The following is an 18,714-nucleotide window of genomic DNA, read 5'->3' as shown; positions in this document are numbered from 1 at the left end:
GATTCCCTCCGGGGGTCCTTTGGGCCCGGGGGGGTGATTTCGTGGTGTTGGGCGCCGTGGGGGGTTTGGGCTCACACTGGGGCTTCCCGCGGGTGGGCGCCCGGCCTGTTCGTGCTGTCCGTCATCTCGTGTACGTCCTCAGCCCTCGTACGGCCAGTTCAGGACCTCGGAGATGCCGCGGCCCATGATCCATTCAAGCTCCTCGGGCGTGAAGTCCCAGTGCTTGGTGAACTGCTCGATCGTGTCGGTGTACGTGATGCCGTGGCCGAGCAGGCGGGTGATGTCGGTGCCGTAGAAGCACCGCTCGGGCCCCATCCTGTCGACCATCTCGCGGACGTACTTCTGGATGTTGCTGTTCGGGAAGGGCTGGGTGGAGTAGCCGGGCAGCGCCGAGACCTTGACGTAGATGTTCGGGTGGGCGGCCAGGTCGGCGGTCTCCTGGACCCAGTAGCCGATCGCGTCGTCGACGCAGCGGGCCATGATGCCCATGTGGTCGATGATGATCCGCAGCCCGGGGTGCTTGGCGGCGATCTCGCCCAGCTCCCGCTTCCAGATCGGGGCGTGGACCATGGTGGGGATGCCGAGTTCCTCGGCCATCGGCCAGTACCAGTCGTTGGTGCCGTCGATCATCCAGTTGCGGTCCTGCGGGCGGTGGAAGGTCAGCCGGGTGCCCTTGATGTGCGGGTTCTCGGCGAAGTCCTTCAGCATCGCGGTGCCCTCGGCCTCGTTGTCCTGGGGGACGCGGGCCATGATGCCGAAGCGGTCGGGGTGGGCCTCGCACGCCTCCAGGGCGTAGTCGATGCGGTTGCCCTCCCAGGACGGCGGGAGGATCAGCGCACGGTTGACGCCGGCCTCGTCCATCAGCTCCAGGGCCTCCTCGTAGGAGAAGGGGTCCTCCCGGTGGCCGTTGAGGCGGATGCGCTCGCGGGCGCCCGGGACCCAGGGGCGGTCCGGGGTCTCTTCCTTCCAGATGTGGATCTGGGTGTCGACGACGAACATGCCGAACTCGCTTTCTCGAAGGGGGTGGTGAGTGCTGTGGGGGGAACGCTAGGCGGGCGCGGGGGTCTTGCAGAGAGCGTGGGATGCAAGCTGTTGTTGCGCGCGGGAGCGCTGTTGATCAGGGCGTTCTCGGCCTGCGTCAGGCGTCGGCGTAGACCGCGTCGGCGATGTGTTCCGCGATCGCCATGGAGGCCGTCGCGGCCGGCGAGGGCGCGTTGCGTACGGCGGTGATCCGGCCGGCCCGGTGGATGCGGAAGTCGTCGACGAGGGTGCCGTCGCGGTCCAGGGCCTGGGCGCGCACGCCCGCGCCGCCCCGCACCACGTCGGCCGCGCCGACGCCGGGGACGTAGCGTCCCGCGTCCCTCATGAAGGCCTTCGTGGACAGTGCGCCGCGGTACTCCTTGACGCCGGTGCGCCAGTGCTGGGCGGCCATCCGCCAGGAGCCGGGGTAGGCGGCGAGGCCGAGCAGGTCGCGCGGGGAGACGCTGCCGAGCGTGTAGCCCTCCCTGGCCAGGGCCAGGACGGCGTTGGGTCCGACCTCCACGGTGCCGTCGACGCGGGGCGTGAAGTGGATGCCGAGGAAGGGGTAGCGGGGGTCGGGCACCGGGTAGATCAGGCCGCGGACCAGGTGGGTGCGGTCGGGTCTGAGTAGCATGTACTCGCCGCGGAACGGGACGATCCGGGGTTCGGCCCCGTCCTGCGCGAGCCGCGCGACGGAGTCGGAGTGGAGGCCGGCGCACAGGATCAGCCGGTCCACCCGCGCGCGGTCCGGTCCGGACGCCACCTCGATGCCGCCGGGCACGGTGCTGATGCCGGTGACGGGGAAGCCGAGCCTGACCTCGCCGCCGGAGTCGGCGACGTCCCTGGCGAACTCGCGGGCGATCGCCGGGTAGTCGGTGATGGCGGTGCGCGGGGAGTGCAGGGCGGCGATGCCGCCGGCGTGCGGCTCCAGCTCCTTGATCTCGTCCCGGGAGACCCTCCTGAGGTCGGGCACGTGGTTGTGCCTGGCCCGCTCGTAGAGGTTCTCCATGCGGCCCAGTTCGTCCTGGTGGACCGCCATCACCAGTTTGCCGGTCTCCCGGTAGGGCAGCTCGCGGTCCTGGCAGTACTCGCGCAGCAGTGACACCCCGCGCACGCACAGGTCGGCCTTGAGGCTGCCCGGCGGGTAGTAGATGCCGGCGTGGACGACGCCGGAGTTGTGGCCGGTCTGGTGCAGGGCGACCCGCTGCTCCTTGTCGAACACGACGACCCGGGTGCCGGGGCGCCGGAGCGCGATCTCGCGGGCCGTGGCCAGTCCCACGATGCCCGCGCCGACGATGCCGATCGTCTCGTCGGCCATCGGCGTCCTCCTTCCTGTTCGTGCCGCTCCCCCGCGTGCTCACGCACCGAAGTGGACGGCGACCGTCTTGACGCGGGTGGAGAAGCGCAGGACCTCTTCGCCCTGCTCCTTGTAGGCCGTGCCGGAGTCGTGGAAGCCGCCGAAGGGCAGGTGGACGTCCCAGCCGGTGGTGGTGGTGTTGACGGCGACCTGGCCGCACTCGGCCTCGTCGGCGAAGCGGTACGCGGCGCCGAGATCGCGGGTGAACACGGCGGCGGCGAGCCCGTAGTCGGAGTCGTTGACGGCCGCGACGGCGGCGGCGAAGTCGTCCGCGGCGCGCAGCGCGAGCACCGGTCCGAAGACCTCCTCGCGCCAGATCGCCGTGGCCGGGGTGACCTCGGCGAGGACGGTGGGCCGCACGTAGCAGCCGTGGGCGCGGTCGCCGTCGGTGTCGGCGGTGCCGCCGGTGAGTACGGTGGCGCCCTGCTCGACGGCCCGGTCCAGGTCGGCCAGGACGCTGTCGCGCTGCCGGGGACTGGAGAGCGGGCACAGGGTGGTCGCCGGGTCGGTGCCGGGGCCGACCGTGAGCGCCTCGACCTCGGCGACCAGCAGCCGCGCGAACGCGTCGTACACCGGGCGTTCGACGATCACCCGGCTGGTGGCGGTGCAGCGCTGCCCGGCCTGCCCGAAGGAGGCGGCGGCGACGCCCTTGGCGGCGGCGGCCAGGTCGGCGTCCTTGAGGACCACGGAGGCGTTCTTGCCGCCGAGTTCCCCCTGGAAGCGGACGTTGCGGTCGGCGAGGCGGCGGCGGATGCGGTTGCCGACGGCGTTGGAGCCGGTGAAGGTGATGCCGGTGATCCGCGGGTCGTCGAGGAGGGCCTCCTCGATCTCGGCGGTGCGGCCGGTGACGACGTTCAGGACTCCGGCGGGCAGGCCCGCGTCGTGCAGGGCGCGGGCGAGGTGCAGTCCCGACGCCGGGGTCTCGGTGGCCGGCTTGAACACGGCCGCGTTGCCGGTGGCGAGCAGCGGGGCGAGCTTGCGGGCCGGGGTGATCAGCGGGTCGTTCCAGGGGCTGATCACCAGGATGACGCCGATGGGCTCGCGCTGGGTGTGCGTACGGGTGTCGGGGCGGGCGTCGTGCAGGAGGGTGCCGTAGCCCTGCCGGGCGAGGCCCGCGTAGTAGTCGAGGAAGTCAGCGGCCTTGCCGGCCTCGCCGCGGGCCTCGGTGAGCGTCTTGCCGTTCTCCGCGGTGACGTCGGCGGCGATGGCGTCCAGGCGCCCGCGGATCAGCCGGGCCGCGTCGGTGAGGACGCGGGCCCGGTCGAAGGGGCTGGTGCGCTTCCAGAGAGCGAAGCCCCGCTCGGCGTGGTCGTAGGCCCGGGTGACGTCCTTCGGGGACAGCGCCGGGACCCGGGCCACGGGGGCGCGGACGTCGGCCGGGTCGTGGACGTCGATCCACTCGCCGCTCGTCACCCACTCTCCGCCCAGGAGCGTTTCCAGAGTGCGCATCGGATCACTTCTTCCTTCGTCGGCCGTGGTGGGGATGACGTGACGACACACCATGCGGGGGTGCGTTCACCAGGCCCGCGGCGGCAGGCATTGCTTGCATCGCGCGCGGGCCGCCCGGGGCTTGATCCATGCTGGAATCGGCAGGCCGGACGGTGTGCCCGACACCGCCGGGAGCCCAGGAGGACCGAGACATGGCCTACGCCGTCGTCGCCCACTACCGCTGCGCACCCGCCGACGAGGCGGCGGTGCGCGCCGCGCTGCTGAGGGCGCGGGAGGCGACCCGCGCGGAGCCGGCGAACCAGCGCTACGAGGTGCATGCCGTGATGGACGAGCCCGGGGGCTTCCTGCTCTACGAGCGGTACGACGACGCCGCCGGGTTCGAGGCGCACAAGGCGGCACCGCACTTCGAGGAGGAGATCGTCGAGACGGTGTGGCCGCTGCTGACGGAGCGGTCGGTGACGTTCGCCGAAGCGCTGTGACGCCGTGAAGCCCTGTGACGCCGTGAAGCCCTGAGCCCGTGAGGATGGTGAGCACGGTAGGCGGCGGGGAGGGCCGGGTACTCCGGGCCTCCCCGCCGCGCTGTCAGAACTCGTTGCCCCAGCAGTAGCGGGCGATCGTCTCGACCAGGACGAGCTTCCTGCGCTGGTCGTCCGCGGAGAGCAGTGGCCGGTCCGCCACGTCGGCGAAGCCGCGGGACGGGGCGACGGCGCCGTCCTCCAGGTCCTTGAACTCCTCCAGCCCGTCGATCCTGGACATCACCGTGTCGACGTCCTCCGGTTCGGGCCGGGTCGCGTCGACCACGCCCAGGCAGAAGTCCCGTTCCTCGGGCAGGGCCCGCAGGAGGTCGGTCTCGGCCCGGGTGCCCCGGTCGAACGGGAGGACCCAGCGGTCGGCGGGGATGCCGGTGTACATCCGCTCGGCGCGGGCCCGGTCCACCGCGGCCGGCGCGGCCCAGCCGGGCGCCATGGCGATGCGGACGCCTTCGGGGCGCTCGTCGAGCCGTACCGCCAGGGCGTCCACCGCGAGCGCGTCCTCGAAGGACAGCGGACCCGGGGCGGCCGGGTCGGTGGCGACCCGGTCCAGGAGGAGCGGGTTGTCCAGCTGAATGAGACGGACGCCCTCGGAGACCAGCCGCGCGATCTCCGCACGGAGGATCTCGGCCAGCGCTTCGCCGAGTTCCCGGGCGGACGCCGGTCCGAGCCCGGGTTCGAACGTCGTCGCGGCGAGGTAGGCCGGGGACGGCAGGGTGGCCTTCGGGGCGATGACCGTCAGGCCGGCCAGGCGGGTGCCGTATCCGGGGAGCAGCGGGCCGTTCGCCTTCGGCAGGGCCTCGGCGACCCAGCGGACCAGGCCGTCGGGGCCCGCCTGGTCGGTGCGGCGGAAGCCGGGGACGGTGCCGAGCACGGCGCCGCGGAAGTCCTCGCGGGGGACGTCCCCGTCGGTGACGACGGTGGAGCGCAGCCCGCGCTGGAGGACCACCGCCTCCCGCACGGCGGTGTCCACAGCCTCCGGGTCGTCGGTCGCGAGTCCGGCGGGCCTGACCAGGCTGCCGTGGTGGTCGATGCGGTAGTTGAACGTGTCCGCCATGCTCAGCTCTCCCTTCCGGCCGGGGTGCTGGGGACTCCGGCCGGGGTGCCGGTGACGCCCCAGGCGGCGAACTCCAGTTCGTAGCCGAGGGCGGCGAGTACCTCGTCGGCGATGGCCTGGTCCTCGTCGGCGGTGCCGCCCGCGATGCCGAGGCCGCCGATGATCTCGCCGCCCTTCTTGATGGTGACGCTGCCCTCGGTGGCGAGGATGGGCATCGCGGCGCCGGGCAGCTGGGAGAGCTGGGAGAAGAAGACGGGCTGGCTCTCCTGCCACTTCTTCAGCATCTTCCCGGGGCGCTGCATCACGGCCGCGGTGTACGCCTTGGCCCGCGCGATGTCGGGGGTGAGCGGGCGGGCGCCGTCGGGTCGGCGTACGGCGACGACGAAGCCGCCGGCGTCGACGACGGCGACACTGACCGCCTTGCCGATGGCCCGGGCCCGCTGGTGCGCGGCGGCGATGATCTCCTCGGCGGCGTCGAGGCTGATGTTGCTCATGCGGCTTCCTTCGGTGCGGTCAGGGTGCGGCGCAGCCGGGCGACGGCCGCGTTGTACGGCTCGGGTGTCTCCCAGTACATGGAGTGCGGGGCGCCGGGGACGATCTCCAGGTGCGAGCCGGGCAGCAGTTCGTGGGCGCGGGTGACGGTCTTGACGCCGAGGACGGCGTCCGCTTCCCCGGCGAGGAAGGCGACCTTGACGCCGGAGGCCCGGATCTCCTCCAGGGAGGGCCCGTCGGTGTCGAGGTTGCGCAGGTCCTGCATCCGGGCGACGTTGAAGGTGCCCATCTGCTGGAAGAGGAAGGTGAGGTCGGCGCGCCGCTGCTGGAACGACTTGGTCAGCAGGCGGTCGATCACCGGGAGTTTGACGGCCTCGGCGCGGTCGGCGGCGGCCAGTTCCCTCAGCTCGGGGTGGCTGATGCCGCCGAGGGAGTGGCCGAGGACGACGCTGCCGACCCGCTCGGGCCGCAGCAGACCGGCGCGGAGCGCGGCGACCGAGCCGATGGACTGGCCGACCAGCATGACGTCGGTGAGGTCCTCGGCCTCCAGGACCGCGACGACGTCGCCGGGGAAGTCCTGGCCGTCGAACTCGGGCATGGAGCTGTCGGACCTGCCGAAACCGCGCAGGTCGAGCGTGACGACGGTGAACTCCTCGTGCAGGGCCGCGACCTGCTGCCACCAGGCGGCGTGGTGGCCGCCGCTGCCGTGCACGAACAGGATCGCCGGACCGCTGCCGTGGCGCTCGTAGTAGAGGGAGGTGCCGTCGGAGTCGGCGTAGGGCATGACAGGTAACTCCTCAACGAGCGCGCTCAGTTGGGGCGCTTGGCGTGGTGGACCAGCTCGATCATGGTGTGGTCGGGGTCGTGGATGTAGCAGAACTTGGACTGGTTCTCGGGGCGCTGGATCGGCCGGGTGTGCCGGATGCCCAGCTCCCCCAGGTGGGCGAGGAAGTCGTCCCAGTCGTCGACCTCGACGGCGAAGTGGTAGGGCGCCATGCGCTCCATCTCCTCGACCGGCGTGAAGTGCAGGTCGAAGTTGCCCCGGGTCATCAGCACCACGCGGGTGTTGGACTTGGGCATGATCCGCTTCATGCCGAAGACCTTGGCGTACCAGGCGGCGGTCCGGTCGGGGTCGGTGGTGGGGAAGTTGACGTGGTGGATGTAGCGGGGTTCCGCGCTCATGAGTGATTCCCTTCCAGGACTACGGGGTTGGACAGCACGCCGATGCCGTCGATCTCGACGTCCACGGTGTCGCCGGGTTCGAGGTGGCAGGTGGACTCGGCGCCCATCCACAGCACGTCGCCGGGGCGCATGGTGAGGTGCTTGGTGATCTCGACGATGTGGTCGTAGGGGTCGAAGACCATGTCGCCGGTCGGGAACCGGGCCCGTTCGACGCCGTTGACGCGGAGCGTGGTGGTCCGGGCGAGGGCGTCGACGTCGGTCTCGATCCAGGGGCCCATCGGCTTGAAGGTGTCGCTGTTCTTGCTGCGCCAGAAGGTGCGGTCCTGGTGCTGCCAGGTGCGGGCGCTGACGTCGTTCCCGACGGTCCAGCCGAAGATCGCCTCGCGGGCCTCGGCGTGGCCGGCGCGGCGCAGGGTGCGGCCGATGACGGCGACGAGTTCGGGCTCGGCCTCGAAGCGGCCGGTGACCTCGGCCGGTTTGACGATGGGCGAGAGGTGGCCGGTGAGGGCGTTGTTGGCGCGGTAGCCGACCTCGGGGCGCTCGGGTGTGGCGGCCTTGGCGTGGGCGATGTGCCGGGGGTAGTTCATGCCGACGGCGTAGAAGACGGGCGGCACGACGGGCGGCAGCCAGTGGGCGCCCGCGCGCGGCACCGTGCCGATGACGTCGGGGGCGGTGGGGCCTTCGAGCGGGGAGCCGGAGAGAAGATGGACGTCCCGCTCCCCCACCCGGCCCCAGACCGCCCGCCCGCCGACCAAGAGGCGTGCGTACCTCATGGCGCCAGCAGGTGGGAGACGCGCTTGGTGACCAGGTAGGCGTCCAGAGCCTCGGGGCCGCCCTCGCGGCCGTAGCCGCTGTCCTTGACGCCGCCGGAGGGTGCCTCGTGGACGGAGCCGCCGCAGTGGTTGATCGAGAGGATGCCGGCCTCCAGCTCGGCGGAGAGCCGCTCGGCGGTCGCGGCGGAGCCGGTGAATCCGTAGGCGGCCAGTCCGTAGGGCAGCGCGTTGGCGGTGGCGAGGGCCTCGTCGAGGTCGGCGAAGGGAAGGATCGGCGCGAGCGGTCCGAACGGCTCCTCGGAGAGCAGCTGCGCGTCCTCGGGTACGTCGGTGAGGACGGTCGGGGCGAAGTAGTGGCCCGGGCGGTCGGGGCGCTCGCCGCCGGTGAGGAGCTTGGCGCCGCGGGCGACGGCGTCGGCGGTGAGACGCTCCATGGCCGCGAGTCGGCGCTGGTTGGCGAGCGGGCCCATGGTGGTGCCCTCGTCCAGTCCGTTGCCGACGACGACCGCCTTGGCGGCCCGGACGAACTCGGCGGTGAACTCCGCGACGATCGACTCGTGGACGAGGAAGCGGCTGGGCGAGGTGCACACCTGCCCGGCGTTGGCCCACTTGGCGCGGGCCGCCCTGCGGGCCGCCGTCACGGGGTCGGCGTCCGCGCAGACGATCACCGGTGCGTGGCCGCCCAGTTCCATCAGGGAGGGCTTCATGACCTCGCCGGCCCGGGCCGCCAGGAGCCTGCCGACGGGGACGGAGCCGGTGAAGGCGACCAGGCGGGTGACGGGTGAGGAGATGAGGTGCTCGGAGACCTCGGCGGGGTCGCCGAAGACGAGGTTCAGGACGCCCGGCGGCAGGCCCGCGTCGGCGTAGCAGCGGACCAGTTCCGCCGCCGTGGCCGGGGTCTCCTCGGAGGCCTTGATGACCAGGGAGCAGCCGGCCGAGAGGGCCGAGGAGATCTTGCGGTTGGGTCCGCCCACGGGGAAGTTCCACGGGACGAAGGCGGCGACGGGGCCGATGGGCTCGCGCCGGACGGTGAGCACGGTGCCGGGGTCGGAGGGGACGATGCGGCCGTAGGCGCGGCGGGCGTCGTCGGCGTGCCAGCGCAGGGTCTCGGCGGTGCGGCGGGCCTCGCCGGTGGACTCGGCGAGCGGCTTGCCCTGCTCGCGGGTCATGACGCGGCCGATGGCGGGGGCCCGTTCGGCGATCAGGTCGGCGGTGGCGTGCAGGACGCGGGTGCGCTCGGTGACGGGGGTCGCGCGCCACACCGCGAACCCCTCGGCCGCGGCGTCGAGCGCGCGGTCCAGGTCGGAGGTGGTGGCCAGGGGGACTTCCCCGATCACCTCCTCGGTGGCGGGGTCGACGATCGGGGCGGTGCGTCCGGTCTCTCCCTGGCACCACTCGCCCGCGATGTACATGCGGACGGCGGGGTGGCCGTGGTCGGTGGTCATGGATGGGTGCCCTCTCAGGGGGTTCAGGAGGCGGGGGCGTCCTGGTCGCGGTTGGTGCGCAGGGCCCAGATGTGGTGCGGCGGGGTGGTCTCGTGGTCGCGGGTCTCGTAGGTGTCGTCGACCCGGTCCATGTCGGCGGCGTACTCGACGCGCCCGCCGCAGGGGGCGTGCAGGAAGCGGAAGACGTTGGAGCCGATGGTGTGCCGGCCGAGTCTGCGGGCCTCGCGCCAGCCCCGCTCGATCATGAAGTTGCCGCCCTCGATCACGTCGTCGAAGCCGGGGACCTCGTAGGCGATGTGGTTGACGCCGACGCGGTCCGGACGGTGGCAGAGCAGCATGGTGTGCTGGTCGTCGTCGCCTGGGGCCTGCATGAAGACGCCCATGGGCTCGACCACGTCGGTGGGGCGGAAGCCGAGCAGGTCGGTGTAGAAGGCGACGGCCTCGTGCCTGCCGTCCTTGGCGATGTTGAGGGCGACGTGGCACATGCGCAGGGGGTGGGCGCGGACGACCGGGTCCAGGGCGCGGTTCCACCGGTTGACGCTGCCCAGGGTGTTGGCGGGGCGGGGTTCGACGGCCGGCTTCTTGGGCCTGGCGAGGGTGAGTCCGACGCCGAAGCCGCTGTGGTCGACGGTGTGGTGGACGCCGTCGGCGCTCTCGCGGACCTCGCGGTCCCGGCCCACGGCGGCGACCAGGCGGTCGAGTTCCTCGCGGGTGTCGACACCCCAGACGACCTCCCGCAGGGTGGGCCCGCTCTCCACCGGAGCCGGGAGCAGCGGGCCGGGGGCGGTGTCGAGGTGGAGGGTCTGTGCGGTGCGCGTCTCGAACACCGCGTGTTCGTCGGTCCGCTCCACCTGGAAAAGGCCGAAGTCCTCGAAGAACCGCGCGCAGGTGTCGAGGTCGTCGATGCCGTAGGTGACCGATTCGATTCGCTGGATTCCCATGGAGTTCCTCGTTTCCGTCTCGCCCGGCGAGCGTAGGTTTGCGGGAGCGGGCGCCTCAATGGGTTCGGGCGCCCGCGGTTCGCAATCGTTTCTTGCGCCCTCGTCCCGTACTCACGGACGGATGCCGGGAATGGGATTCCGGGCGAACCAGCCGGCCAAAAAGTCCAGGAAGACGCTGACCTTGCGCGGGGTGTCCCGGCCGGGCCCGTAGATCGCGTACAGGGGCCGGTCCGGCACGGCGAGTTCCGGCAGCAGCACCTGGAGGGCGCCGGAGACGAGGTCGTCGTAGGCCGGGCGCTGGGGCAGCAGGGCGATGCCCCGGCCGTGTACGGCGGCCTTCTGCAGGGCGATGTAGGAGTTCGACGAGAAGGCGATGTTGCGGATCTTGTGCAGGGTGCTGGCGTGCCCGTGGCCGATCCGCCACACCGGGTCGTTGAGGTGCACCAGGCAGTCGTGGGCGGCCAGGTCGTTGGGGTGGGTCAGGGAGCCGTGCTGCTTGATGTACTCCTCGGACGCGCACAGGACGAACGGCAGGGAGGAGATCTTCTTCAGCCGGACGCTCGAATCCCTCAGGTCGCGGGTGTGGAAGGCGATGTCGAATCCGCTGTCCAGGAAATCGTAGGTGCGGTCGGACATTCCCCCCAGTTCGAACCGGATCTGGATTTTCGGGTGGGCCGCGGAAAACGCGGCGATGGCGTCGCCGAGATCCAGGCTGCCTATCCATTTGGGGCAGATGACGCTGAGCGTGCCTTCGGCGCGGTCGTGGAGCTGGGCGATGCCGGCGTCCTCGGCCTCGATCTCGTCCAGGATGCGGGCGGCGAATTCCGCGTAGCGCCGTCCCGGTTCGGTCAGGCTCACCGAGCGGGCGGTGCGGTTCACCAGCCGCACCCCCACCTGGCGTTCCAGTTCGGCCACGTGCCGGGACACCAGCGACCCGGACGAGCCGAGCTTCTTGGCGGCCCCGCTGAAGCTGCCCACCTGGGCGACGGTGACGAAGCTGTGCATGAGGAGCAGGCGGTCCATGTTCTTCCTCCCAAGGCCCGACGCTGAGTCGGACGCCGGTTCCCGGTGGGGGGCCCTACTTGGGGCAGTACTGGGGAGCCTCGCTCAGGTTTTCCTTGGTGACCAAGACAAGAGGAATGTCGGAGATCTTGTCAACACCCTGCTCGCCACCGCTCTGCTCCTGGTCAAGGAGCGAGACCGTGCTCTTGACCGCGGTCTGCCCGATGGTCGCCGCCGAGTTGGCGACGGTGGCGGACAGCCGGCCGTCCTTCACCGCGGCGACGCCCTCCTCGGTGCCGTTGACGGACACGATCTTCACGTCCTCGGCGCCGGCGGCGTCGAAGGCCTTGCGGACGGCGAACGCCATCTCCTCGTTGGCGACGAAGGCGTAGTCCAGGTCCGGGTGCGACTGGATCATGTTCTCGGCGACGTCCTGGGCCTTGGCGGGGTTGAACATGCCGGGCTGGTTGGCGACCACCTTCGCGGTCTTCGGCAGGGCGTCCTCGAAGCCGCCGACGAGCAGGTCGGAGGCGGCGCCGGGAGCACCTGCCACCACGCCGACGCGCACGTTCTTCCCGGCCGCGTCCTTGGAGATCCACTCGGCGTCCATGGCGCCGACCTTCTTCAGGTCGACGACGGCGGCGCCGAGCACGTCCGCCATGTCGGAGGTGGCCACGGAGGTCAGGTAGATGGGGATGCCGGCGCTCTTGGCCTTGGCTATGTCGCCTTCGAGCGCGTCGACGTTCACGGTCTGCACGATCAGGGCGTCCACGTTGCGGGCGATCATGTCCTCGATGTTGGACAGTTCGGTCCCGGCGTCCTGCTTGGAGTTGGCCGAGTAGACCTTGGCGTCCCGCGCCTCGGCCTCCTGCTCGACCGCGCGCAGCAGGCAGGTGTGGAAGTGGGTGTTGGAGCCGTTGACGAACCCGAGGGAAACGGAGCCGTCGGCGGCGCCCCCGCTGTCGTTCCCGGAGCCGCAGCCGGCCAGTACCAGGGCGGCGGCGCCGGCGAGCGAGGCCGCGGCGGCGCGGCGGCGGGTGGGGGCGGTGGACTTCATGGGTCGGGCCTTTCCTGCGTCGTTGAAGAGAAGGTGCGTGCGTGAGAGGGGTTCCAGGTCGCGCTAGTGGCCCGGCGACGACTTGCGCTGGACCTCGTTGATGATCGCCGCGACCAGCAGGACGCCGCCGGTGACGACGAGTTGGTAGTTGCTGTTCACCTGGAGCAGGTTCAGGGCGTTGGCGACCACGCCAAGGAGCACGACGCCGAACACCGTGCCGACGACCGTGCCGTGGCCGCCGGCGAGCGAGGTGCCGCCGATGACCACGGCGGCGACCGCGGTCAACTGGGTCTGGAGACCGGCCGTGTTGGGGGCGGCGGCGCCGAGCCGGGAGAGCAGCATCAGCCCGGCGAGTCCGGCCAGCACTCCGGCGAGGGCGTACAGGGCGAGCTTGCGCCCGTTGACGTTGATGCCGCTGAGCCGGGCGACGTGCTCGTTGCCGCCCATCGCGAAGGCGTCGCGGCCGAAGGTGGTGAAGCGCATGGTCACCCCGGTCAGCGCCAGGACCAGGACCGCCACGACGGTCAGGTACGGCACCCCGACGACCTCGTCGTTGCCGAGCGAGGACATCTTGTCGCCGATGGTGACGCTCATGCCGTCCAGGACGAGCAGGGCAACGCCGTCGAGGAGCATCGCCGAGGCGAGGGTGGCGACGAAGGGCGCGACCCGGGTGTACGTCACCACCAGGCCGTTGACCAGTCCGATCAGCGTGGCCAGGGCCAGGCAGACGACCACGACGGCGGGCGTGGACCAGCCGCCGTCGATCAGCTGGGCGCCCACGCACAGGGTGACGGCGGCGTTGCTGCCCATGGAGAAGTCCATGCCGCCCGCGGTCATCAGCAGGGTCAGTCCGGCCGCGATGACGGCGTTCACGCTGACCTGGCGCAACACGTTGAGCAGGTTCTGCGAGGAGGTGAAGGCGTCGGCCTGGACGGCGGTGAACACGCACACCAGGATCAGTACGACGACCAGTCCGCCGTGCGGGACGTGCAGCAGCCCGCGGGCCGTGGACCGGGACGGCGCTCGGCGTTCGGCGGAGTCGCCGGCCGCGACGTCCGGGGCGGCGGAGGGGGTTTTGAGGCTCACTGCGGTTGACCTCCGAGTGCGGTCGCGACGAGTTCGTCGCGGGTGATGGCGGTGATGTCGTGCTCGCCGACCGTGCGGCCCGCGCTCACGACGACGACCCGGTCGGCCAGCCGCATGACCTCCTCGGCGGAGGAGGAGGCGAGCAGGACGGCGACTCCGCGGGCGGCGAGGCCGTCGACGAGGGTGTGGATGTCGGCCATGGCGGCGACGTCCACGCCGTTGGTGGGGTCCTCCAGGAAGCAGGCGACGGGCTCGGTCTCCAGCCACTTGCCGAGCAGCACCTTCTGCTGGTTGCCGCCGGACAGGGAGCCGACCGGCGGGTTGCCGCTCAGCGCGACGACGCCGTAGGTGTCCCGCACGGGGGCGGCACGGCGGGCCAGGTCGGCGCCGCGGTGCAGCCGGCGCCGGGCGAAGCGGTCGCCGGCCAGCATCAGGTTCTCGTCCACGGTCATGCTCTGGACCAGGCCGAGCGAGCGACGGTCCCCGGTGACGCAGCGCAGTCCGCCGGCGAGCGCGGCGCCCACCCGGCCCGGGGGCAGCGGCCGACCGTCGACGCGGACCTCGCCGGCGTCGGGGCGCACCCGTCCGGAGAGCAGGTCGAAGAGCCGGGACTGGGCGTCCCCGGCGGGTCCGAGGACGGCGACGATCTCGCCCTTGCGCACCTCGACGGTGAAGTCCCGGATGGCGTGGCCGTGACTGAGCCCGCGGACGGCGAGGCCGGGTTCGTCCCGGGGTGCGGGGCGCGCGGGGCGGCGCGAGACGACGTCGCGGCCGATCATGTCCCGGACCAGCGAGGCGGTGTCGGTCTCGGCGGCCGGGGCGCTGCGGACCAGGCCGCCGTCGCGCAGCACGGTGACCCGGTCGGCGACGGACATGACCTCGTCGATGTAGTGGGAGATGTAGACGACGGCCACACCCTCGTCGCGCAGCCTGCGCACCAGGGCGCGGACCTGTCCCGCGTCCCTGGCGCTGAGGCAGGCGGTGGGCTCGTCCAGGATCAGCACCCTGCCACCGCGGCGGACCTCGCGCGCCACCTCGACCATGGTCTGCTCGGCGACGGTGAGCGAGCCCGCGACCCGCTCGACGTCGATGTCGATGCCGAGGCCGGACAGGGCGGCCCCGGCCCGGGCGCGGACCGCCTTCCAGTCGACGGCGCCGAAGCGCCGGGTCGGCAGGTCGCCCAGCATGATGTTCTCGGCGACGGTCAGGCCCATGGCCAGTTCGCGGCGCTGCGGCACCGAGGAGACGCCGAGCCCGCGGGCCCTGCGCACGTTCAGCCCGGTGTGCCGGTGCCCGTCCACCTCGATGGTGCCGCCGTCGGGCTGGTGCACGCCGCACAGCACCTGGACGAGGGTGGACTTGCCGGCACCGTTCATGCCCATGAGGGCGTGGATCTCGCCGGGGTACAGGTCGAGGTCGACGCCTTTGAGCGCGGCCGCTCCGCCGAAGCTCTTGGTGACGCCGCGCACCCGGACGACGGCGCCGGTCGTCGTGGCGGGCGAGGTCACGGCCGCGGCCCGTCGTTGTCGGAGCGGACCCGGCCGTAGCCGCGGACGTCGGGGAACGGGGGCTCCTTGTCGGGCTGGAGGTCCACCTGGAAGGTGTTGAGGCACATGCCGAGCATGGTGAAGTTGCCGAGCGCCCCGATGGTGTCGACCAGGCCCTTGTTGCCGAAGTGCCGCTGCGCCGCGGCGAAGGTGGCGTCGGTGACGAAGTGCTCTTCCAGGATCTCCTTGCAGAACTGGTAGAACGTTTGATCGGCCTCGTTGTCGAAGACCGCCTCGCGCTTGTCGGCGACGGCCTTGACGGCGGCCTCGGGGACACCGGCCTCGATCGCCTGGTGCACGTGCGCGTTCCACGAGTACTGGGCGTCCCAGTTGCGGGCCGCCATGAGCAGCGACAGCTCCCGCAGGTGCCGGGGCAGCCCGCAGTCGAAGCGGGCGAACGCGCCGAGGGACTCGGCCCGTTCGCACATCTCGGGGCTGTGCAGCCACACCCGGAAGGGGCCGCGGACCGCGCCGCGGCGGCCGGCGATACGAGCGGCCAGCTCCTGCTGGCGCGGGTCCATTTCCTCTTCGGTGAGAACGGGGAGCCTCATCTGGCCGATACCTGCCTCTTCTTTCCGGCGCGTTGCCGCAACAGGGCCAAGGAGCCGTGCGGTGTCGGTGACGGTACAGCCGGGCGGAGAAGGCTCACCCCTCTCGGACTGCAACGTAAACCTGCACGCCGGAGGGCACCGCTTCGGATCGGCGCGACCTAACGTCGGTCGTCACGTCGGTCGTCGCGAGACGTTCGCGACACAGTGGAGTGGAGAGGAATCCCGGGATGACCACCATCATCAAGGCCGCGTCGGTGCCCCTGCTCGACCGGGGCGGCGCCGTCGTGACGACGCCCCTGATCACCACGCCGTCGGCGGGCGGCGAGAACCGCATCACCAGCGGCATGAGCGTGTACCCGGTGGGCTCCGGGGCGCCGTTGCACTCGCACAACTGCGACGAGCACGTGACGGTACTCGAAGGGGACGCGGAGGTGTGGGTCGACGGCGAGGTGACGAAGCTGGAGCGGTTCGACACCACCTACATCCCCTCCCCCGTCCCCCACCTGTTCCGCAACGTGGGAGACACGCCGCTGCGCATCCTGTGGGTGTACTCGTCCGGCCAGGTGACTCGGACGTTCACCGAGACGGGCCGGACGGTGGAGCATCTGTCGGCGGCGGACCAGATGGGATGATCACATCGCGAGACGCCTTTGCGTCACGGCGCCCGCCAGGCGTTACCTCGCACGGTGCGAACCGAAAGTACTGCGAACAACGAACGCGACGAACACCTCGGTGACGACGCCACCGGCGACCGCTCCGCGCGGCGTGCCGTGACCGTCTTCCCGGTCCTCGTCCTCCTGGCCGGCGCCCTCGGCCTGCTGCTCCCCGGCAGTTTCACCGGGTGGAGCGAGGCGGTGCCGTACCTGCTGGGCGTCGTGATGTTCTGCATGGGCATCACGATGACCCCGGAGGACTTCCGCGGAGTCGTGAAGCGCCCCTGGGCGGTGGCGCTCGGGCTCGTCGCCCACTACGTCATCATGCCGGGGCTCGGCTGGGCGATCGCCCACCTGCTCGACCTGCCGCCGCAGCTCGCCGCCGGCGTCATCCTGGTGGGCTGCGCGCCCAGCGGCACGGCCTCCAACGTGGTGACCTACCTGGCCCGCGGCGACGTCGCGCTGTCCGTCTCCGTCGCGACCGTCTCCACGCTGGTCGCCCCGCTGGTCACCCCGCCGCTGACGCTGCTGCTGGCCGGCGAGTACCTGCCGGTGGACGCCGGGTCCATGGTCACCGACATCCTCAAGACGGTGCTGCTGCCGGTCCTCGCGGGCGTCGTCGTACGGCTGCTCGCGGGGCGGTACGTGCAGCGGGCGCTGCCCGCGCTGCCCTGGCTGTCCGCGCTGACGATCTCCGTGATCGTGGCGGTCGTCGTGGCGGGCAGCGCGGACGCCATCAAGTCGGCCGCGGGGCTGGTGTTCGTCGCCGTCGTGCTGCACAACGGGCTCGGTCTGGCCCTCGGTTACGGCGCGGGGCGCCTCGGCCGGCTGGGCGAGCCCGGCAGCCGTGCCATGGCCTTCGAGGTCGGCATGCAGAACTCCGGCCTCGCCGCGTCGCTGGCCACCGCGCACTTCAGTCCCCTGGCGGCGCTGCCCGCGGCGGTCTTCTCCGTGTGGCACAACGTGTCCGGTGCGGTGGTGGCCGCGTGGCTGTCGCGGCGGGGGCGTTGACCTGCGGTCGGCTTGCGGCTCAGCATCGTTTCGCCGGGGGCGCGTGGCCGGCCGCGGGTGCCTCGTGGCTGGTCGCGCAGTTCCCCGCGCCCCTTTAGGGGGCGCCTCAGTGGGCCGGGGCCAGACGAGGGCTGGTGGCTGTTGTGCGCAGGGCCGCGATGCCGATGAAGACCATGGACGAGAACCCGGCGATCGCGAAGGCGGTGAAGCCCCAGTCGCCCTGGTCGGCGGCGAGGAGCTGGCCGCCGAGCCAGGGGCCGAAGACCGCGCCGAAGCGGCCCATGCCCGAGGTCCAGCCGACGGCGGTGGCGCGGTTGGCCGGGGCGGAGCCGATGGAGACGGTCGCGTAGATCATGGTCTGGGCGCTGTTGAGGAAGACACCGGTGAGGAAGACGACCGCGAAGGTCAGCGCCAGCGGCATGTGGACGCTGAGCAGGAAGACGCCGCAGGCGGTCAGCGCGAACCAGATCGCCGAGATGCGCGGGGCACCGAACCGGTCCGAGGCGCGGCCCGCGACCAGCATGCCGACGATGCCGCCGAGGTTGAACAGCACGACGAAGGTGAGCGCGGACCCCAGTTCGTAGCCCTCGCTGCGCATGAGGGTGGGCAGCCAGGTGGCGACGCCGTAGACGAGGAGCAGTCCGCCGAAGGAGGCCAGCCAGTACAGCAGGGTCTGGATCCACTCGCGGCCGCGGAAGAGGTTCGCGAGGTTCTCCCAACGGGCGGTGGCGGGCTTGTCGGCCGGCGCGGCGGGGAGTTCGGCGTCGTAGCGGCCGGCCAATGTGCGGGCCTCCTCGGTGCGGCCCTGGGCGACAAGGAAGCTGAGCGACTCGGGCAGGAACTTCAGGAGCACCGGGACGAAGAGCAGCGGGACCACGCAGACCCAGAAGGCGGAGCGCCAGCCGAGCGGTTCGACGATCCACAGGGCGACGTAGGCGGACAGGATGCCGCCGGCGTGGTGGGCGGTCATCAGCAGGCCGATGGTGATCGCGGCGCGGCCCCGGGGCGCGTAGTCGGAGACCATGCTGATCGCGGTCGGCAGCAGTCCGCCGAGGCCGACACCGGCCAGGGTCCGGCCGAGCCCGAAGACGCCGACGCTCCCGGCGATCGCGCACAGGCCGGAGGCCAGGGAGAAGAGCGCGACGCAGGAGACCATCAGCTTCTTGCGGCCGATGCGGTCGGCGACCGTGCCCGCGGCCAGCGCGCCGACCAGCATGCCGAAGGTGGCATAGCTGCCGAGGTCGCCGGCCTGGCCCGAGGTGATGCCCAGGGCCTTCTCCTCAAGCATGTGGGGCAGCACGGAGCCGTAGATGAACATGTCCAGCCCGTCGAAGAGGACGGCCAGCCAGCAGAGGCCGACGACCAGCAGGGCCAGTCTGCTGCCGCGGGCGGACAGCGCGGGTGAGGAGGACATCGTTGTTTCCTCTCGTCCAGGAGGCGGTGCCTGGAGGGGACGTGTGATGGGGCGACGCTAAGGACCGCGCTCCAACAGTGTCAACGCTTTTGTTAACAATCTCAGCAACGATTTGGGGGTGGGTCGCGCACGCGGACGTGCGCGACC

Annotated in this window: 19 protein-coding genes; 3 read left to right on the top strand and 16 right to left on the bottom strand. The window is 71.6% G+C overall.

What is annotated here, in order from left to right:
- Nucleotides 1-138: 138 nt before the first annotated feature.
- The 3 genes from ACFV9J_RS34780 to ACFV9J_RS34770 all read right to left on the bottom strand — a co-directional run bounded on the left by ACFV9J_RS34780 (nt 139) and on the right by ACFV9J_RS34770 (nt 3,826).
- Nucleotides 139-999 carry an amidohydrolase family protein gene (locus tag ACFV9J_RS34780; protein ID WP_385361255.1) on the bottom strand — a complete coding sequence of 287 codons (861 nt, stop codon included), beginning with the start codon at nt 997-999 and terminating at the stop codon, nt 139-141.
- Between the two features lie 139 nt (nt 1,000-1,138).
- Nucleotides 1,139-2,338, bottom strand: a complete 1,200-nt coding sequence (lhgO, locus tag ACFV9J_RS34775; RefSeq protein ID WP_385361252.1) for an L-2-hydroxyglutarate oxidase — start codon at nt 2,336-2,338, stop codon at nt 1,139-1,141.
- A gap of 39 nt (nt 2,339-2,377) precedes the next feature.
- Nucleotides 2,378-3,826 carry an aldehyde dehydrogenase family protein gene (locus ACFV9J_RS34770; protein ID WP_385361250.1) on the bottom strand — a complete coding sequence of 483 codons (1,449 nt, stop codon included), beginning with the start codon at nt 3,824-3,826 and terminating at the stop codon, nt 2,378-2,380.
- A 191-nt stretch (nt 3,827-4,017) separates the two neighbouring features.
- On the opposite strand from ACFV9J_RS34770, the gene ACFV9J_RS34765 reads away from it, so the two are divergent.
- Complete coding sequence (locus tag ACFV9J_RS34765) at nt 4,018-4,305, top strand: putative quinol monooxygenase (RefSeq protein ID WP_385361247.1); 288 nt, start codon at nt 4,018-4,020, stop codon at nt 4,303-4,305.
- A gap of 103 nt (nt 4,306-4,408) precedes the next feature.
- On the opposite strand, the gene ACFV9J_RS34760 is transcribed toward ACFV9J_RS34765, so the two are convergent.
- The 12 genes from ACFV9J_RS34760 to ACFV9J_RS34705 form a co-directional block, all read right to left on the bottom strand.
- Complete coding sequence (locus ACFV9J_RS34760) at nt 4,409-5,413, bottom strand: methionine synthase II (cobalamin-independent)-like protein (protein ID WP_385361245.1); 1,005 nt, start codon at nt 5,411-5,413, stop codon at nt 4,409-4,411.
- A 2-nt stretch (nt 5,414-5,415) separates the two neighbouring features.
- The gene (locus ACFV9J_RS34755) at nt 5,416-5,907 is read right to left on the bottom strand and encodes a heme-binding protein (protein ID WP_385361242.1); all 492 of its coding nucleotides are present in this window, start codon (nt 5,905-5,907) and stop codon (nt 5,416-5,418) included.
- Nucleotides 5,904-6,689: an alpha/beta fold hydrolase gene (locus tag ACFV9J_RS34750; RefSeq protein WP_385361239.1), complete on the bottom strand. Its 786-nt coding sequence runs from the start codon at nt 6,687-6,689 to the stop codon at nt 5,904-5,906. The genes ACFV9J_RS34755 and ACFV9J_RS34750 overlap by 4 nt, the downstream gene beginning before the upstream one ends.
- A gap of 26 nt (nt 6,690-6,715) precedes the next feature.
- Nucleotides 6,716-7,087 carry a VOC family protein gene (locus ACFV9J_RS34745; RefSeq protein ID WP_356816714.1) on the bottom strand — a complete coding sequence of 124 codons (372 nt, stop codon included), beginning with the start codon at nt 7,085-7,087 and terminating at the stop codon, nt 6,716-6,718.
- Nucleotides 7,084-7,860: a fumarylacetoacetate hydrolase family protein gene (locus tag ACFV9J_RS34740; RefSeq protein ID WP_385361236.1), complete on the bottom strand. Its 777-nt coding sequence runs from the start codon at nt 7,858-7,860 to the stop codon at nt 7,084-7,086. Before ACFV9J_RS34740 ends, ACFV9J_RS34745 begins: the two co-directional genes overlap by 4 nt.
- Entirely contained in the window at nt 7,857-9,305 is a 1,449-nt protein-coding gene (locus tag ACFV9J_RS34735; RefSeq protein WP_385361233.1) for an NAD-dependent succinate-semialdehyde dehydrogenase, read from the bottom strand. The genes ACFV9J_RS34740 and ACFV9J_RS34735 overlap by 4 nt, the downstream gene beginning before the upstream one ends.
- Nucleotides 9,306-9,328: 23 nt before the next feature.
- On the bottom strand, nt 9,329-10,246 hold the full coding sequence (locus ACFV9J_RS34730; protein WP_385361230.1) for a VOC family protein: 918 nt from the start codon (nt 10,244-10,246) through the stop codon (nt 9,329-9,331).
- A gap of 111 nt (nt 10,247-10,357) precedes the next feature.
- A complete protein-coding gene (locus ACFV9J_RS34725) occupies nt 10,358-11,269 on the bottom strand; it encodes a LysR family transcriptional regulator (RefSeq protein WP_385361227.1) in 912 nt (303 codons plus the stop codon).
- A 55-nt stretch (nt 11,270-11,324) separates the two neighbouring features.
- On the bottom strand, nt 11,325-12,305 hold the full coding sequence (locus ACFV9J_RS34720; protein ID WP_385361224.1) for a sugar ABC transporter substrate-binding protein: 981 nt from the start codon (nt 12,303-12,305) through the stop codon (nt 11,325-11,327).
- A gap of 63 nt (nt 12,306-12,368) precedes the next feature.
- Nucleotides 12,369-13,391, bottom strand: a complete 1,023-nt coding sequence (locus ACFV9J_RS34715; RefSeq protein ID WP_385361221.1) for an ABC transporter permease — start codon at nt 13,389-13,391, stop codon at nt 12,369-12,371.
- On the bottom strand, nt 13,388-14,899 hold the full coding sequence (locus ACFV9J_RS34710) for a sugar ABC transporter ATP-binding protein (RefSeq protein ID WP_385361219.1): 1,512 nt from the start codon (nt 14,897-14,899) through the stop codon (nt 13,388-13,390). The genes ACFV9J_RS34715 and ACFV9J_RS34710 overlap by 4 nt, the downstream gene beginning before the upstream one ends.
- A complete protein-coding gene (locus tag ACFV9J_RS34705) occupies nt 14,896-15,459 on the bottom strand; it encodes a carboxymuconolactone decarboxylase family protein (protein WP_385361336.1) in 564 nt (187 codons plus the stop codon). The genes ACFV9J_RS34710 and ACFV9J_RS34705 overlap by 4 nt, the downstream gene beginning before the upstream one ends.
- A 257-nt stretch (nt 15,460-15,716) precedes the next feature.
- On the opposite strand from ACFV9J_RS34705, the gene ACFV9J_RS34700 reads away from it, so the two are divergent.
- Together ACFV9J_RS34700 and ACFV9J_RS34695 are read left to right on the top strand one after the other, a co-directional pair.
- Nucleotides 15,717-16,121, top strand: a complete 405-nt coding sequence (locus tag ACFV9J_RS34700) for a cupin domain-containing protein (protein ID WP_385361216.1) — start codon at nt 15,717-15,719, stop codon at nt 16,119-16,121.
- Between the two features lie 54 nt (nt 16,122-16,175).
- Nucleotides 16,176-17,153, top strand: coding sequence for a bile acid:sodium symporter family protein (locus ACFV9J_RS34695; RefSeq protein ID WP_385361214.1), 978 nt, complete (start codon nt 16,176-16,178; stop codon nt 17,151-17,153).
- A 106-nt stretch (nt 17,154-17,259) separates the two neighbouring features.
- On the opposite strand, the gene ACFV9J_RS34690 is transcribed toward ACFV9J_RS34695, so the two are convergent.
- Entirely contained in the window at nt 17,260-18,567 is a 1,308-nt protein-coding gene (locus ACFV9J_RS34690; protein ID WP_385361211.1) for an MFS transporter, read from the bottom strand.
- Nucleotides 18,568-18,714 lie beyond the last annotated feature (147 nt).

Source organism: Streptomyces sp. NPDC059906, assembly GCF_042730645.1.
GTDB lineage: Bacteria > Actinomycetota > Actinomycetes > Streptomycetales > Streptomycetaceae > Streptomyces > Streptomyces rubrogriseus.
The sequence above is the reverse complement of the archived record's forward strand: the minus strand, read 5'-3'. Positions and strand labels throughout refer to the sequence as shown.